Consider the following 13,733-nt stretch of genomic DNA (forward strand, 5'->3'; position numbering starts at 1 on the left):
GTTCAGTTTGTTGGACTGCGTTAGGTTGTAGAATGAAAGGTTATGAAAAAATTTGCCCTGTTGCTCGCTAACGCATTGGCTGTTGTTGGGCTGGCTGTGCTGACAATAAAGTTTTTTCCTGTACCCAGGCTAAACCAGAACCAAACCGCTTGGCTGATTGACGCCAGTGGGTTTTTCCATTTTAACGATACGGAATGGTTTGGTGCGCTCGTTTTTGGCGCGGTTTATCTGCTGGCCGGGTGTCTGGAATGGCTCTTTATCCGCCAGGTTTTTCAGCGGGTGAGCTGTGGGTACCGCCACTAACTCTCATCACCGTTCCTCCACCTTCACCACCCGGGTATTCAGCGGAGTGAGCGTCTGCCCGGCGCTGCCGATCGGCGTCAGGCGCGGAACGGGGCGGCCGCTGTCGCTTTCCACCAGCGTTGAGTGCGCCTCTCCCTCGGCGAACAGATGATCTTCCCCCCACTGGCGCAGGCCAACGATCACTGGAAACAGCGCGCGGCCTTTCTCGGTCAGCACATATTCCTGATAGGCGCTGCCGTCTGCGGCGGGCACGATTTCCAGCACGCCGTGCGTCACCAGTGCGCGAAGGCGGGTGGCAAGGATGTTCTTCGCCATCCCCAGCCCTTTTTGAAATTCGCTGAAGCGGGTGACGCCGTCGAAGGCGTCGCGCACGATCAGCAGCGACCACCAGTCGCCAATCACATCCAGCGTGCGCGCCACCGGGCACGGCGCGTCTTCCAGGCTTTTACGTTTCACGACGGTTATCTCCAGTTGCATATTCTGGTTGCATTATAAAACCTCCACGCCTAAAGTTCATTGGGTTTAATAATGAAACCAGATTGAGGTGTGCAATGAGCGACAAACTGCTGGATCCCCCCTATGCGGTGCTGGGGCGCCTGCCGTCCCCCCTGGTGCTGCTGTTGGCCGCCGCCAGCGCCTTCAGCGTGGCCAACGTTTACTATGCGCAGCCGCTGCTGGACGCCATCGCCCATAATTTTTCCATCAGCCTGGCGGCGGTCGGCATGGTGATCACCGTGACCCAACTGGGCTGCGCGCTAGCGCTGCTGTTGGTGGTGCCGTTGGGGGATCGTCTGAACCGGCATCGGTTGCTGGCGGGGCAACAGCTGGGGCTGATCGGCGCGCTGCTATTGGTGGGCTGGGCGCACAGCGCGCCCTGGCTGCTGGTAGGGATGTTGCTGGTAGGCTTATTGGGCACCGCCATGACGCAGGGGCTGATCGCTTACGCCGCCGCCCTGGCGGCGCCGCAGGAGCGTGGGCGGGTGGTTGGTGCTGCGCAGGGCGGAGTGGTGCTGGGATTGCTGCTGGCGCGCACCCTGTCCGGCACGCTGGCTGACGTTGGCGGCTGGCGCACGGTGTACTTCTTCTCTGCCGGAGTGACGCTGGTATTGCTGCCGATCTTGTCGCGCCTGCTGCCTGCGCCGCGTACCGCTCCCAGCGCGCTGAGTTATCCCGCGCTGCTGCGTTCAATGCTGACCCTGCTGCTGCATGACCGCACGCTGCAAATTCGTGGCATGCTGGCGCTGCTGATGTTCGGCGCTTTCAGCCTCTTTTGGAGTTCGCTGGTGTTGCCGCTGAGTCAGGCGCCGTTCAACTTCACCCATGCCGCGGTGGGGGCGTTCGGCCTGGTCGGCGCGGTGGGCGCACTGGCGGCGGTGCGCGCCGGGCATCTGGCGGATCGCGGGCTGGGGCAGGCGGCCAGCGGCGTGTGTCTGCTGCTGTTGACGCTGGCCTGGCTGCCGCTCGGTTTGCTCGGCAGCGGCCTGGTTTGGCTGGTGGTGGGCATCGTGTTGCTGGATCTGGCGGGCCAGGCGATCCACGTGCTGAACCAGAGCATGATCTTCAGCGCGCACCCGCAGTCACACAGCAGGCTGGTGGGCTGTTACATGCTGTTTTACGCCGTCGGCAGCGGGCTGGGCGCCTTTGCCGGCACCCATATGTATGCCTGGGCGGGCTGGAGCGGCGTCTGCTGGCTGGGGGCGGGCGTCAGCCTGAGCGCGCTGCTGTTTTGGCGGCTGACGCTGCGCGGGATGCCGGGATCAACGGCGGCGGTGGAGCAGTGAAAGCTGGAAGCCCAGCGCACCGCACAAGTGCTGAGGCGCGGTGAAGCCGCTTTCCGCCAGGAGGAGACGGCTGCGCGCCGCCGCCATCGGGTGCCAGTTGCGGCGGGTGCGTTCGATCACCTCCTGCGCCTGCGCCGCCGAATGCCCGGCGCTTTGCAGCCAGTGTTGGTAATGGCTGGCGGGCAGGCCATCCGGTTGATAGTCGAACAGCAGCAGCGGTGCGGCGGGGGAGAGGCGCTGCGCCAGCTGCTGCAGGAATTCCAGTTTGGCGCCATCGTCGGCGATAAAATGCAGCACCAATGAGCACACCGCCGCGTCGTGGCGGGTTTGCGGCGCTTGTTGCAGCAAGGTGGGCTGGAAGCTCACCCGTTGTGCGTAATCCGCGGCTTCAGCCTTGGCGCGCGCGGCCGCCAGCATGCCGGCGGAGGGTTCCACGGCGCTGAAACGCCAGCTGGCGTTGGCGGCGGCCAGCGCCGACAGTTCGCTGCCGGTGCCGCAACCGGCCAGCAACAGCGTGGCGTCATTCGGCAGCGTCTGCGCGAGCGTCGCCGTCAGCAGCGCCTGAGCAAACTGATAGCCGGGCACCAGGGTCAGAATACGGCGATCGTAGTCCGCCGCCGCGGCATCGGGGAAGCGAGTATCCGTTTGATGTTGCATAACCTTCCTTGCAGAGTTCATCGAGAGAGACAAGGAAGGGTATGCTTAACTGATAATGAAATCCATTATCATTAATGAGTTCTGTGACGGGAAAGGCGGCGTTAGCGGGCCGGCGAATGCATCAGGTAATAATCTTCTTCGCCATCGTTGCCGGTAGAGATGATGCGCCAGCCGTGTTTGCGGTAGAACGCCAGCGCCTTTTCATTCTTCACCAGGCATTTCAGCGAGCCGGTGGCGGTGAAGGTAGCTTCCGCCGCCTGCAGCAGCGCACTGCCGACGCCGCGCGGCGGCTGATGGGGATCGACATACAGGTTATGAATGAAGTTGTCCTCGCGGTAGACGGAGACGAATCCCAGCAGCACGCCGCCGTCTTCCGCCACCCAAATCGCTTCGCCCAGCGTCGCGCCGTCGAAATCTTCCAACTGATAGTTTGAGGTATCGCGCCAGCCGAACGCCGCCTTGCGCGACGCCAGGTACAGCGTGCGCAGGAAAGGGCGATCGGTCTCTTGGTAGGGTCTTATCTGCATGGCATCTCCCGGTGGTTTGTGCTCACTATAGCGCATTGCGCGGCGTATGCTTGCCGGGCCAATTTATTCGCTTGTTTGTCCACGCCGCCGCTGGCATGATCCCCTGCAGGGATTAACGCAACGTTGATCACAACCTATTGATTTTCATGACTCGGGGTGCCCTTCTACGTGAAGGCTGAGAAATACCCGTATTACCTGATCTGGATAATGCCAGCGTAGGGAAGTCACGGCCGCCCAGCCGGCGCCGCCTTCTTGAACGCCGGTTGGGAGGAATATGATCGCTCGACCTGATGCACTACCCGGCGCGCGCGCCGCGGCCTGTCTGACCCAATTCCAACAGCGGCCTCCGCTGATCCACTGCCTGACCAACGAAGTGGTGCAATCGCTGACCGCCAACGTGCTGCTGGCGCTCGGCGCCTCCCCGGCGATGGTGGTGGAGCCGCAAGAGGCGGCGCAGTTCAGCGCGCTGGCCGACGGCCTGCTGATCAACGTCGGCACCCTCAATGCGCTGCGCGCCGAATCGATGCGGGCGGCGGTGGCCGCCGCCAATCAGGCCGGCAAGCCCTGGACGCTGGATCCGGTGGCGGTCGGCGCGCTCTCCTACCGCACCGCCTTCGCCAAACAGCTGCTGGACGAGAAACCGGCGGCGATACGCGGCAACGCCTCGGAAATCATGGCGCTCAGCGGGTTGCTGGCCAGCGGCCGCGGCGTGGACAGCGGCGACGATTCGCTGGCGGCATTGCCCGCCGCGCGTGAGCTGGCGCAGCGCAGCGGCGCGGTGGTGGCGGTCACCGGCGCGGTGGATTACGTCACCGACGGCCAACGTGACTGGGCGATCGAAGGCGGTTCCCCGCTGATGACGCGGGTGGTGGGCACCGGCTGCGCGCTGTCGGCGGTCGTGGCGGCGTTTTGCGCCCTGCCGGGCGATCGCCTGGACAACGTGGCGACTGCCTGCCGGGTGATGTCCCACTGCGGCGGTCTCGCGGCCAGACAGGCCGGCGGGCCGGGCAGCTTTACGCCGGCGTTCCTCGATGCCCTGTATCAGTTGCGCGGGGAGGATCTGTGATGAAACGCATTAACGCCCTGACCATCGCCGGCACCGATCCCAGCGGCGGTGCCGGCATTCAGGCCGATCTGAAGGCTTTCTCGGCGCTTGGCGCCTACGGCACCTCGGTGATCACCGCGCTGGTGGCGCAGAATACCCGTGGCGTGCAGTCGGTGTATTACATCGATCCGGCGTTCGTCGCCGCGCAGCTGGACTCGGTGTTCAGCGACGTGCGCATCGACAGCGTCAAGATCGGCATGCTGGCCAACGCCGACATCGTGCAGGCGGTGGCCGAACGGCTGCGCCATTACCGGCCGGAGTTCGTGGTGCTGGACACCGTGATGCTGGCGAAAAGCGGCGATCCGTTGCTGGCGCCGGAGGCGGTGGCGTCTATTCGACGCGAGCTGTTGCCGCGGGTGTCGATCATTACGCCGAACCTGCCGGAAGCAGCGGCGCTGCTGGCGTGCGCGCCGGCAGAAGATGAAGCGCAGATGCGCGAGCAGGGGCGGGCGCTGCTGGCGATGGGCTGCCGGGCGGTGCTGATGAAGGGCGGCCACCTGAGCGAAAGCGAGAGCCCGGACTGGCTGTTTACCGCCGAAGGCGAGCAGCGCTTTACCGCGCCGCGCGTCGCCACCCGCCACACCCACGGCACCGGTTGCACGCTCTCGGCCGCGCTGGCGGCGCTGCGCCCGCGCCATGCCGACTGGGCGGCTACGGTGGCCGCCGCCAAGGACTACCTGCAACAAGCGTTGCAACAGGCGGACACGCTGGAGGTGGGGCACGGCATCGGGCCGGTGCATCATTTCCATGCCTGGTGGTGAGTCAACTTTTTGTCGCAACCGTGGTCTGACTAGTTCAGGCCCGGTTTTATGGGCGAAACCTGATTTAACCTAGGGAGAAGGACTATGACGGGACACCAGGCGCTGCGTTGCGCCCTCTTCGGCGCACTGCTCAGCTTCAGCGCGGGCAGCTTTGCCCAGCAGATCGTCACCACGTCGGATTTGATTCAGCAGCCGGGGTATCAGGCCAGCTGGCAAAACATGGTGAAAGGCCAGGCGCGGATGCCGGGTTGGGCGCGTAAGGGCGTCGGCACCTCAACGCCGGCGCAGAATCTGAACTGGAAGGGCAAAGAGTATCTGGTCGGCAACCTGTGCAAGCCGCACGACTGCGGCAACAACTTTTTGATCGTGGCGTTCAGCGCGGACAAATCCCAGGCCTGGGGCGTGCGGGTGGCAGTGGAAGATCGGCCGGAAGCCGTCGATCATCCGAAGAAGTATGCCAAGTACCAGTGGCTCGGCAAGCCGAATGACGACATGAAGGCGCTGCTGAAGCAGCAGTTCGAGAACAATCCCGACTGGAAATGATCTGACCGGGGGCGCCGGTGATGGCGCCCCCGGCGTTGATCAGCCGATGCCGGCCTGATGCAGATCGTGCAGGTTGAGCGCCCCCACCAGCACGCCGTCCATATCGACCACCGGGGCCGCGCTGATGTGCTGTTCGTGCAGTGCTTCCAGCGCCTCGCCGGCGCGCCACTGCTCCGGCAGCCGATAGCCGGGGCGGGTGATCGCCGGGCTGAGCGGATCCTGCAGGCTGTTGCCCTTCACCAGCCAGCGGCGCAGGTCGCCGTCGGTAAACACGCCCACCACCCGCTGCTGTGCGTCGCAGACCGCCACTAACCCGAGCCCGGTGCGGCTCAGCTCCAGCATCGCCTCCATCACGTTGGCGCTTTCGCTCACGCGCGGCAGGCGATCGCCGGTGCGCATCAGGTGATGCACGCGGTTCAGCAGGCGCGCCCCCAGGCTGCCACCCGGGTGCGAGCGGGCGAAATCTTCCGCGTTGAAACCGCGCTGGCGCATCAGCGCCATCGCCAGGGCATCGCCCATCATCAGGGTGTTGACCGCGCTGGAGGTCGGCGCCAGCCCCATCGGGCAGGCTTCGCGCTCGACGCCGATATCTAACATGCAGGCCGCGGCCAGCGCCAGCGGTGACTCCTTGCCGCCGGTGATGGCGATCACCGGAATGCCGTTCTCCGCCAGCAGCGGCAGGATCAGATCCAGCTCTTTGGCGCGGCCGGAGTAGGAGATGAACACCACCACGTCGTCGGCGCCGATCATGCCGAGATCGCCGTGCAGCGCCTCGGCCGGGTGCACGAAGAACGACGGCGTGCCCGTGCTGGCCAGCGACGCGGCGATCTTCTTGCCGATATGGCCGGATTTGCCGATGCCGGAAATCACCGCTTTGCCACGGCAGTTCAGCAGCAGTTCGCAGGCGCAGACGAAGTTGTCGTCCAGGCGCGCCAGCAGGCGTTGCGCTTCGGTCAGCTCGATCTCCAGCGTTTCGCGGGCGAAGGCGAGCAGGGCGTTGGCGTTACTCATCGGGGTCTCCTACCAGAAGGATATTGATGCCTTTCGCCTGCAGGGCGGCGAGGTAATCGGGGTTGATGTCTCGGTCGGTGATCAGCGTGTCGACGGCGCTGAGTTCGCACACCACGTTCGGGCTCTTGCGGCCGAATTTCGAGGAGTCTACCAACAGAATAATGCGGCCGGCGGCTTCGCACATCGCTTTGCTGACGTTGTGCACTTCGTTGAAGGTGGTGACGCCGGCGTTGAGATCGACGCCGTCCGCGCCGATAAACAGCTTGTCGAAGCTGAACTGCTGAAACGCCGATTCGGCCAGGCTGCCGTGGAACGAGGCCGATTTTTTGCGGTAGGTGCCGCCGGGCATCAGGATGGTCTGATCGTTGTCCAGCTCCACCAGCGCGTTGACGATGGTCAGGCTGTTGGTCATCACCGTGATGTTATTGAACTGCGCCAGATGCGGCACCATCTGCAGCACCGTGCTGCCGGCGTCGAAGATCAGCGAGTCGCCGTCGGCGATCAGCGCCACGGCGGCGCTGGCAATGTGGCGTTTTTTCTCGGTATTGATATGGGTTTTGCGGTCGATCGGCTGATCGCCGTCGTCGCGGCTGAGCACCACGCCGCCGTAGGTGCGGATCACCTCGCCTTCTTCTTCCAGCAGGGTGAGATCCTTGCGGATGGTGGTGCCGGTGGTGGAGAAATGCTCGGCCAGGGCGTCCACTGCCGTTTTGCCATGCCGCTGCAGATATTCAAGGATAGCGGCCTGCCGCTGCTTTGGTTTCATCGCGATTCCCGTTCACAAGAGTTGGGCATTTCCCCTCGCTGAATAATTCACTATGAAAGGTAATGTCTTTTAATGTGAAAATATCACGATTTGGGTTCAATCGCTAACGATAGTGCAGACTGGCATGCGCGATCCTCGGGGAAGATCACATCCGGGCGCAAATCCCGCTGATGCAAACCGTGCAATCGAGGCAGTGGGCGGGGCCGGGCGAAGACGGTCAGGCCGCGCAGCAACAGGCTGCCGCACACCCGCCGATCGGCGTCGAAGGCCAGCGCCAGCACCACTCGCGGGCGGAAACGGCCGCCGGAACGGCCGACGCCGACGGCGCCCAGCCGGCACAGGCCGTCGAAGGCACGGTTGAAGCGCTGCAGTTGCCACCAGCCGAAGGCGATTTGCAGCAGCCAGGCCAGCAGCGCGAAGGCGATCAGAGCTTGAGTCATGGGGTTCTCCTTAGGCCCCCTTCCGCCGAAGGGGGCGTCGATGGCGTCAGAACATCACCTGACCGCCGGTGATATTGATCGACTGGCCGGTGCAGTAAGAGGCCTTGTCGCTGGCGTAGAACAGCAGGGTGTTCAGCACGTCCTGGTAGTCGCAGCCGCGCTTCAGCGGCACCTTGTCGATGTAGTACTGCTCCACCTGGTCCGGCGCGATGCCCAGTTTTTGCGCGTACTGCGGCAGCAGCGACTGGAACATCGGCGACTTCAGCAGGTTGCCGAGCATCAGCGAATGCACGGTAATGCCGTACTCCGCCAGATCGAGCGCCAGCGACTGGGTCAGCCCCACACCGCCGAACTTGGCGGCGCTGTAACCGGAGTTGTGCTTGCTGCCGACCTTGCCGGACTTGGAGTTGATCTGAATGATGCGCCCGGCGATGCCGTCGCGGATCATCAGGCGCGAAAACTCGCGGGCGCAGAGGAAATAACCCACCAGGTTCACCTGCAGCGAACGATCGAAGTCGCCCAGCGGGAAATCGGTGATTGGCGCCGCCTTGGCGATGCCGGCGCTGTACACCAGCAGATTAGCCTGGCCGAACGCCCGGTCAACCGCCGCCGCCAGCGCGATCACGCTCTGCTCGTCGGTGGCGTCGGCCTGAAAACCGCAGGCGCTGCCTGCGCCAAACGCTTCGTTGATCTGCTGTGCCACCTGATTGGCATTGTCGGCGTTAAGATCGGCCACCGCTACCCGATAACCGGCCTGCGCCAGCCCGTGGGACAAAAAGGCGCCTAACGTTTGGCCGCCGCCAATCACTACAGCTACTTCAGACATGGTCTACTCCTTATGCGATAAATGACAGCGTGCTGCCCAACGGGATATCGGTCGGCGTCGGGCCGGATACATGGATCGAGCCGGGGAATTCGGCTTCGGCTTCGCCGTCGAAGCGTACGGTGATGTGGCCCAGCTCGCGCAGGTTCTGCGTGGCGACGCTGCCAACGGCGGTGATGGCGTAGCGCTGCTGCGCCAGCTCCATCACGCCGCCGACCTGCAGCTCACCGGCGGTCGCGCCGTGGCGGTGGATGAAGCAGAACTCTTCGATATCCGCCGGCGCGCCTTCACGGAAGGTGATCAGCATGTTGTCCAGCAGCGCGTCGCGGGCGCAGCCACCGATCTGCGTGATGGTGGTGTGAAAAATGGTGTGCATAAACGTCTCCCTGGAAATCAGCTTATTGATAAATGAAGGCCGAGGCGGCCCAGGCGATCAACACCGTCGGCGCGCCGGTCAGGAAGCGGCCGACCAGCACCGAGGGCACGCCGACCCGCACAGTGTCCTGCTTGGCTTCCGCCAGCGACAGGCCGACCGGAATGAAGTCGCAGGCGGCCTGCGCGTTGATGGCGAACAGCGCGGGCAGCGCCAGCTGCGGCGGAATATGGCCGAGGCCGATCTGCACCCCGACCAGCACGCCGATCACCTGGGCGATAACCGCGCCGGGGCCGAGGAACGGCGACAGCAGCGGGAATGAGCAGATCAGCGCCAGCGTCACCAGGCCGATCGGGCTGTTGGCGAGCGGCGTCAGGCCGTGAGCGATAAAGTCCCCGAGGCCGGAGGCCATGATGATGCCGATCAAGGCCGAGACGAACGCCATAAACGGCAGGATGGTCTTCAGCACGGTGTCGATGGTGTCGCGCCCGGCCTGGAAGAACACCGCCACTACCGATCCCATGCCCATGCCGACCTTCGCCAGCAGCCCGTCGCTTTGCTCGGTGATCTTCTTGCTGGTGTCGTAGTCGCGCGCCTTGGGCGGCGCTGCAACGGTGGCGACGGGTTGGCTATCTGCCGCTTCGATTCGACTGATGTTGTGGTCGCGTACGCCGGAGACATAGATGTCTTCGAGGATAAACTGCGCCAGCGGGCCGGACTGGCCGGTGGCGTGGATGTTGACCGTCGGAATGCGGCGTTTCGGATACAGGCCGCAGCGCAGGGTGCCGCCGCAGTCGATCACCGCCACCCCGATCTCTTCCGCCGGCGGCTCACCCTCTTTGAAGCCGTCGACGGCCGGCCAGCCGGTCAATTCGCTGAGGCGATCGACGATGGAAGGCCGGGTGCCGGCGGTGATGTACACCACTTTCTTGCCGGGCTCTATCGGCAGCTCCAGGGGGCCACCCCAGCCGCTGGCGCCTTTTTCAATACGGATATAAGCACTCATGCTGCACTCCACGAATTAAAGTTGCACCTGGCGATCCAGACGGATGCCCATCTTGCGTTCGAACAGGCTGGTGGTCAGATCGGTGACCCAGCCGCGGAAGAAGTTGGTGAACAGCCCCACCAGGAAATAGCTCACCGCCAGCGGGCCGAGCGGCAGGCCGAGGGTGGTCAGGCCGCTGGCGATGCCGAGGTAAACGAACAGCTCGCCGGGATTGATGTGCGGGAACAGGCCGTTCATCGAGTGGCAGCTGTAGGAGGCCGCCGCGTAGTAGCTCGGCTTGTATTTCTCCGGCATGAAGCGCCCCAGGCTGAGGGTCATCGGGTTGCAGAAGACAAAGGTGCCGATCAGCGGCAGCAGCAGATAACGCGACACGGGGTTGCCCGCGCAGCGCTGCGCCAATCGTTCGATACGTTCCTGGCCAACAAATTTGATCAGCGCGTTCATGATAACCAACAGGCTGATCAACAAAGGTAAAATGCCGGTCACCATGCCGACAAACACTTCACCGCCTTTCTGAAACAGGCCGATAAACCACTCGGCGCCGTGGGTGATTAGCTCAATCATTATGTTCTCCTGTAATGGACTGATATGGCCTGGAGCGAACGGCGGCTCTGTCGCCATGGGCCTTACAGTAGTCACTTTGTTGGGCCATTTGTTTTAAATAGATCACAATTTGAAAGATAAATATTTTATTTTGAAAGTTTAAAGTGAAAGAAAGAGAAGGTTGTCGGCGTCGGGTTTTAGGGGGGCGGGCATAAAAAAGCCCGGCGAACCGGGCTTTGGGTAGGGTGATTGACGGAAATCGCCGTTGTTAGTTTGTTTCTGTTACTGCTCGAGAATCTTTTGTATTGTCTGTACGGAAGCACCGTTTCTTTCGGCCGTTTGGGCCAGTTCTTGCTTTTGTTTGTCTTTTTCAGCGATTGCCATATCTTTGGCGGCGGCTATCGCGGCCAGGAAAATTTCTTTTTCCGCAGCGGTGAGCGGGCCTTGTAGTCTGGCTTCGCAGACGCGATACAACGTATCGCGGATAAAGTTTACCGTGGTGGTGCGCCGAGCCAGATCGACTACGGCGGTGCTGAACCCTGCATCTCCACTGACTTTTTGAATTTGTTCCGTGCTCATTTCAGCTTTCAGCGCGGCAATAACGGACTGCGCGACATCAGGCGGTGGAGCCACGCAGTACTTGATATTTGAGTCTGCGGGAATATAAATGGCGCTGCTTCTTGTTGAGTCATAGTCAAACCAATACGTTTCTCCAGGTTTCAACTCATGCTTAGAGGCCGGAGATTTAAAGAGCGCGCAAGACGATAGCGAAAGGATGAGCAGGGAGATGATGACAATATTGACTTTCATGACAGCACCACCATAAAAACGTGGATTAATTAGCGTAAAACTTAGTCAAAAGTCCATAAATAACAATAGACTATAATAATTATTAATGCGCTAACCTTTTGTGTTTTCGGAAAAGGTGGGAAATTTGAAATTTGATAAGGCTAACTTTCAATCTTTAATGATTTATGTCGTTCTCTTTCGCATATTTGGAATAAAAAAAGCCCAGGGATATTAAATAAAAACTAATTCTTATTTTTGCTTATAAAATACATTCGGTTGCATTATTTCCTTGTCAAGACCTCCCTTGATGCACAAAAAAGCCCGGCGAGCCGGGCTTTGGGACAGGTGGTCCGTCACATCAGGCGATGGTGACCTTCTTGTCCAGGTAGGCGTCTTGCACGGCGTTGATCAGCGCCACGCCGTCTTTCATCGATTTCTTGAACGCCTTGCGCCCCAGGATCAGACCCATGCCGCCGGCGCGCTTGTTGATCACCGCGGTGCGCACCGATTCCTGCAGATCGTTCTCACCGGCGGCGCCGCCGGAGTTGATCAGCCCGGCGCGGCCCATATAGCAGTTGGCCAACTGGTAGCGCACCAGATCGATCGGGTGATCGGTGGTCAGCTTGGTGTAGACGCGATCATCGGTATAGCCGAATTTCACCGCGCGGTAGCCGCCGTTGTTTTCCGCCATTTTCTGTTTGACGATGTCGGCGCCGATGGTGGCGGCGATGTGGTTGGCCTGGCCGGTCAGATCGGCGCTGGAGTGGTAGTCCACGCCGTCCTTGTTGAATGCCGGGTTGCGCAGATAGGCCCACAACACGGTGACCATGCCCAACTCATGCGCGCGCTCGAAGGCGATCGAGATCTCTTCGATCTGGCGGCGTGACTGCTCGGAGCCGAAGTAAATGGTGGCGCCGACCGCTACCGCACCCATGTTGAACGCCTGCTCGACGCTGGCATACAGGGTCTGGTCGTACTGGGTCGGGTAGCTCAGCGTTTCGTTGTGGTTGAGTTTGACCAGGAACGGAATTTTATGCGCGTAGCGGCGCGATACCGACGCCAGCACGCCGTAGGTGGAGGCGACGCAGTTACAGCCGGCTTCAATCGCCAGCTCGACGATGTTCTTCGGATCGAAATACAGCGGGTTGGCGGCAAACGAGGCGGCGGCGGAGTGCTCGATGCCCTGATCGACCGGCAGGATCGACAGGTAGCCGGTGCCGGCCAGGCGGCCGTGGTTGAACAGGGTTTGCATCGAGCGCAGTACGCTGTTGGGGCGGTTGTTATCGATCATTACGCGGTCGACGAAGTCGTCGCCCGGCAGGTAGAGATTCTCGGCGGGGATAGTGGTACAGCGGTGTTGCAGCAGATCTTCCGCTTCCTTTCCTAGCAACTGCACAATATCAGTCATGATTCACTCCCGATTAAGCTTCTTCATACACCGGCAATGCAAGGGTTTTTGACCACCGGCGCAGTAAAAAAGCGGTGATTGAAGCTGTAAAGCGATACTACCGAACTGGATCCGGCAAGGACAAACAATAGATGCGATTGAGAGGAAATGCCATTGGCGAGGCCAAATACGCGGGGACGATCGCCCCCGGCGTGCTAAACGATTGATTATTCGATCTCGAACCACTCGGTGTTTTGCAGGGCGATCGGGGTGATGGAGTAGATCATCTCCTGCAGGTGATCGTGGATGGCGCGCTCCGCCGCCTCGGCATCGCGCGCTTTCAGCGCCTCGTAGATGCGGTAGTGCTGCTTGATCAGGCTCTCCGGCGGCGAGACTTCGCTCAGGCTGAGGAAACGCACCCGATCCATGGTGGCCTTGATGGTTTCGATGGTCTCCCACGCCAGCGGGCAGTCGGCGAACTGGGTCAGCAGCTGGTGGAATTCGTCGTCCAGCGCCAGAAATTCGCGTGTCTGTCCGTTCTGCGCCGCCAGCGCCTGGCGGTGCAGGTTATGCTCCAGCGTCATCAGCTGCGCCGGGGTGGCGCGCTCCGCCGCGCGGCGCACGATGGCGCATTCCACCGCCTGGCGGATAAAGCGCCCGTCGGCCACGCGCTTGGCGGAGATTTTCATCACGAAGGTGCCGCGCTGCGGCAGGATCTGCACCAGGCCGGCCTCCGCCAGCTTGATAAAGGCTTCGCGCACCGGCTGGCGCGAAACGCAAAAGCGCGTGGAAATCTCTTTCTCGGACAACAGGGTGCCGGGGGGGATGGTGCAGTCGACGATATCCTTGCGCAGGAAGCGATAGATCTGCTGGTTGACCGGGACGTTGTTGGTGAGACTGTACGTTTCAGACATGGCG

At 61.8% G+C, this 13,733-nt stretch carries 18 protein-coding genes and 1 riboswitch; of the genes, 5 read left to right on the top strand and 13 right to left on the bottom strand.

Going from position 1 to position 13,733, the window contains the following annotated elements:
• Window positions 1–42: 42 nt before the first annotated feature.
• Window positions 43–303: a DUF1158 family protein gene (locus tag ACYF6X_RS01965; RefSeq protein ID WP_107227820.1), complete on the top strand. Its 261-nt coding sequence runs from the start codon at window positions 43–45 to the stop codon at window positions 301–303.
• A gap of 6 nt (window positions 304–309) precedes the next feature.
• On the opposite strand, the gene ACYF6X_RS01970 is transcribed toward ACYF6X_RS01965, so the two are convergent.
• On the bottom strand, window positions 310–759 hold the full coding sequence (locus tag ACYF6X_RS01970) for a winged helix-turn-helix transcriptional regulator (protein WP_033648951.1): 450 nt from the start codon (window positions 757–759) through the stop codon (window positions 310–312).
• Between the two features lie 95 nt (window positions 760–854).
• Here ACYF6X_RS01970 and ACYF6X_RS01975 point away from each other — a divergent pair, with 95 nt between their 5' ends.
• Window positions 855–2,084 carry an MFS transporter gene (locus tag ACYF6X_RS01975; RefSeq protein WP_130018150.1) on the top strand — a complete coding sequence of 410 codons (1,230 nt, stop codon included), beginning with the start codon at window positions 855–857 and terminating at the stop codon, window positions 2,082–2,084.
• Here the strand turns inward: ACYF6X_RS01975 and ACYF6X_RS01980 are convergent.
• Complete coding sequence (locus ACYF6X_RS01980) at window positions 2,061–2,741, bottom strand: methyltransferase (protein WP_130018151.1); 681 nt, start codon at window positions 2,739–2,741, stop codon at window positions 2,061–2,063. The two genes, ACYF6X_RS01975 and ACYF6X_RS01980, sit on opposite strands and share 24 nt — an antisense overlap.
• Before the next feature lie 101 nt (window positions 2,742–2,842).
• Window positions 2,843–3,268, bottom strand: a complete 426-nt coding sequence (locus ACYF6X_RS01985; RefSeq protein WP_060424902.1) for a GNAT family N-acetyltransferase — start codon at window positions 3,266–3,268, stop codon at window positions 2,843–2,845.
• 142 nt (window positions 3,269–3,410) lie between these two features.
• Window positions 3,411–3,507, top strand: a riboswitch (TPP riboswitch).
• A gap of 35 nt (window positions 3,508–3,542) precedes the next feature.
• Here ACYF6X_RS01985 and thiM point away from each other — a divergent pair.
• The 3 genes from thiM to ACYF6X_RS02000 all read left to right on the top strand — a co-directional run bounded on the left by thiM (window position 3,543) and on the right by ACYF6X_RS02000 (window position 5,677).
• Window positions 3,543–4,334, top strand: coding sequence for a hydroxyethylthiazole kinase (gene thiM, locus ACYF6X_RS01990; protein ID WP_060423150.1), 792 nt, complete (start codon window positions 3,543–3,545; stop codon window positions 4,332–4,334).
• A complete protein-coding gene (gene thiD / locus ACYF6X_RS01995) occupies window positions 4,334–5,134 on the top strand; it encodes a bifunctional hydroxymethylpyrimidine kinase/phosphomethylpyrimidine kinase (protein WP_033635564.1) in 801 nt (266 codons plus the stop codon). Before thiM ends, thiD begins: the two co-directional genes overlap by 1 nt.
• Before the next feature lie 84 nt (window positions 5,135–5,218).
• Window positions 5,219–5,677: an inhibitor of vertebrate lysozyme family protein gene (locus tag ACYF6X_RS02000; protein WP_084827272.1), complete on the top strand. Its 459-nt coding sequence runs from the start codon at window positions 5,219–5,221 to the stop codon at window positions 5,675–5,677.
• A gap of 39 nt (window positions 5,678–5,716) precedes the next feature.
• On the opposite strand, the gene gutQ is transcribed toward ACYF6X_RS02000, so the two are convergent.
• The 10 genes from gutQ to ACYF6X_RS02050 all read right to left on the bottom strand — a co-directional run bounded on the left by gutQ (window position 5,717) and on the right by ACYF6X_RS02050 (window position 13,729).
• Entirely contained in the window at window positions 5,717–6,688 is a 972-nt protein-coding gene (gutQ, locus tag ACYF6X_RS02005) for an arabinose-5-phosphate isomerase GutQ (RefSeq protein ID WP_107227825.1), read from the bottom strand.
• Window positions 6,681–7,454: a glucitol operon DNA-binding transcriptional repressor SrlR gene (srlR, locus tag ACYF6X_RS02010; RefSeq protein WP_033635559.1), complete on the bottom strand. Its 774-nt coding sequence runs from the start codon at window positions 7,452–7,454 to the stop codon at window positions 6,681–6,683. The genes gutQ and srlR overlap by 8 nt, the downstream gene beginning before the upstream one ends.
• 83 nt (window positions 7,455–7,537) lie before the next feature.
• Window positions 7,538–7,894, bottom strand: a complete 357-nt coding sequence (gene gutM, locus ACYF6X_RS02015) for a transcriptional regulator GutM (protein WP_033648849.1) — start codon at window positions 7,892–7,894, stop codon at window positions 7,538–7,540.
• Window positions 7,895–7,940: 46 nt separating this feature from the next.
• Window positions 7,941–8,720 (bottom strand): sorbitol-6-phosphate dehydrogenase, encoded by a 780-nt coding sequence (gene srlD, locus ACYF6X_RS02020; protein ID WP_033648848.1) that lies wholly within the window; start codon window positions 8,718–8,720, stop codon window positions 7,941–7,943.
• 10 nt (window positions 8,721–8,730) lie between these two features.
• Entirely contained in the window at window positions 8,731–9,093 is a 363-nt protein-coding gene (gene srlB, locus ACYF6X_RS02025; RefSeq protein ID WP_004941520.1) for a PTS glucitol/sorbitol transporter subunit IIA, read from the bottom strand.
• A 22-nt stretch (window positions 9,094–9,115) separates the two neighbouring features.
• Window positions 9,116–10,096 carry a PTS glucitol/sorbitol transporter subunit IIB gene (gene srlE / locus ACYF6X_RS02030; RefSeq protein WP_130018152.1) on the bottom strand — a complete coding sequence of 327 codons (981 nt, stop codon included), beginning with the start codon at window positions 10,094–10,096 and terminating at the stop codon, window positions 9,116–9,118.
• Window positions 10,097–10,111: 15 nt separating this feature from the next.
• Window positions 10,112–10,660: a PTS glucitol/sorbitol transporter subunit IIC gene (gene srlA, locus ACYF6X_RS02035; protein ID WP_004941528.1), complete on the bottom strand. Its 549-nt coding sequence runs from the start codon at window positions 10,658–10,660 to the stop codon at window positions 10,112–10,114.
• A 261-nt stretch (window positions 10,661–10,921) separates the two neighbouring features.
• On the bottom strand, window positions 10,922–11,449 hold the full coding sequence (locus ACYF6X_RS02040) for a hypothetical protein (RefSeq protein ID WP_130018153.1): 528 nt from the start codon (window positions 11,447–11,449) through the stop codon (window positions 10,922–10,924).
• 337 nt (window positions 11,450–11,786) lie between these two features.
• Window positions 11,787–12,836: a class I fructose-bisphosphate aldolase gene (gene fbaB, locus ACYF6X_RS02045; RefSeq protein ID WP_033635553.1), complete on the bottom strand. Its 1,050-nt coding sequence runs from the start codon at window positions 12,834–12,836 to the stop codon at window positions 11,787–11,789.
• Window positions 12,837–13,042: 206 nt separating this feature from the next.
• Complete coding sequence (locus ACYF6X_RS02050; RefSeq protein WP_025303872.1) at window positions 13,043–13,729, bottom strand: GntR family transcriptional regulator; 687 nt, start codon at window positions 13,727–13,729, stop codon at window positions 13,043–13,045.
• Window positions 13,730–13,733: the final 4 nt, after the last annotated feature.

The organism is Serratia sp. ID 25-353, assembly GCF_054792795.1.

Coding starts and splice junctions, on each gene's coding strand:
- ACYF6X_RS01965 (WP_107227820.1), top strand. CDS start 43: ATGAAAAAATTTGCCCTGTTGCTCGCTAACGCATTGGCTGTTGTTGGG.
- ACYF6X_RS01975 (WP_130018150.1), top strand. CDS start 855: ATGAGCGACAAACTGCTGGATCCCCCCTATGCGGTGCTGGGGCGCCTG.
- ACYF6X_RS01980 (WP_130018151.1), bottom strand. CDS start 2,741: ATGCAACATCAAACGGATACTCGCTTCCCCGATGCCGCGGCGGCGGAC.
- ACYF6X_RS01985 (WP_060424902.1), bottom strand. CDS start 3,268: ATGCAGATAAGACCCTACCAAGAGACCGATCGCCCTTTCCTGCGCACG.
- thiM (WP_060423150.1), top strand. CDS start 3,543: ATGATCGCTCGACCTGATGCACTACCCGGCGCGCGCGCCGCGGCCTGT.
- thiD (WP_033635564.1), top strand. CDS start 4,334: ATGAAACGCATTAACGCCCTGACCATCGCCGGCACCGATCCCAGCGGC.
- ACYF6X_RS02000 (WP_084827272.1), top strand. CDS start 5,219: ATGACGGGACACCAGGCGCTGCGTTGCGCCCTCTTCGGCGCACTGCTC.
- gutQ (WP_107227825.1), bottom strand. CDS start 6,688: ATGAGTAACGCCAACGCCCTGCTCGCCTTCGCCCGCGAAACGCTGGAG.
- srlR (WP_033635559.1), bottom strand. CDS start 7,454: ATGAAACCAAAGCAGCGGCAGGCCGCTATCCTTGAATATCTGCAGCGG.
- gutM (WP_033648849.1), bottom strand. CDS start 7,894: ATGACTCAAGCTCTGATCGCCTTCGCGCTGCTGGCCTGGCTGCTGCAA.
- srlD (WP_033648848.1), bottom strand. CDS start 8,720: ATGTCTGAAGTAGCTGTAGTGATTGGCGGCGGCCAAACGTTAGGCGCC.
- srlB (WP_004941520.1), bottom strand. CDS start 9,093: ATGCACACCATTTTTCACACCACCATCACGCAGATCGGTGGCTGCGCC.
- srlE (WP_130018152.1), bottom strand. CDS start 10,096: ATGAGTGCTTATATCCGTATTGAAAAAGGCGCCAGCGGCTGGGGTGGC.
- srlA (WP_004941528.1), bottom strand. CDS start 10,660: ATGATTGAGCTAATCACCCACGGCGCCGAGTGGTTTATCGGCCTGTTT.
- ACYF6X_RS02040 (WP_130018153.1), bottom strand. CDS start 11,449: ATGAAAGTCAATATTGTCATCATCTCCCTGCTCATCCTTTCGCTATCG.
- fbaB (WP_033635553.1), bottom strand. CDS start 12,836: ATGACTGATATTGTGCAGTTGCTAGGAAAGGAAGCGGAAGATCTGCTG.
- ACYF6X_RS02050 (WP_025303872.1), bottom strand. CDS start 13,729: ATGTCTGAAACGTACAGTCTCACCAACAACGTCCCGGTCAACCAGCAG.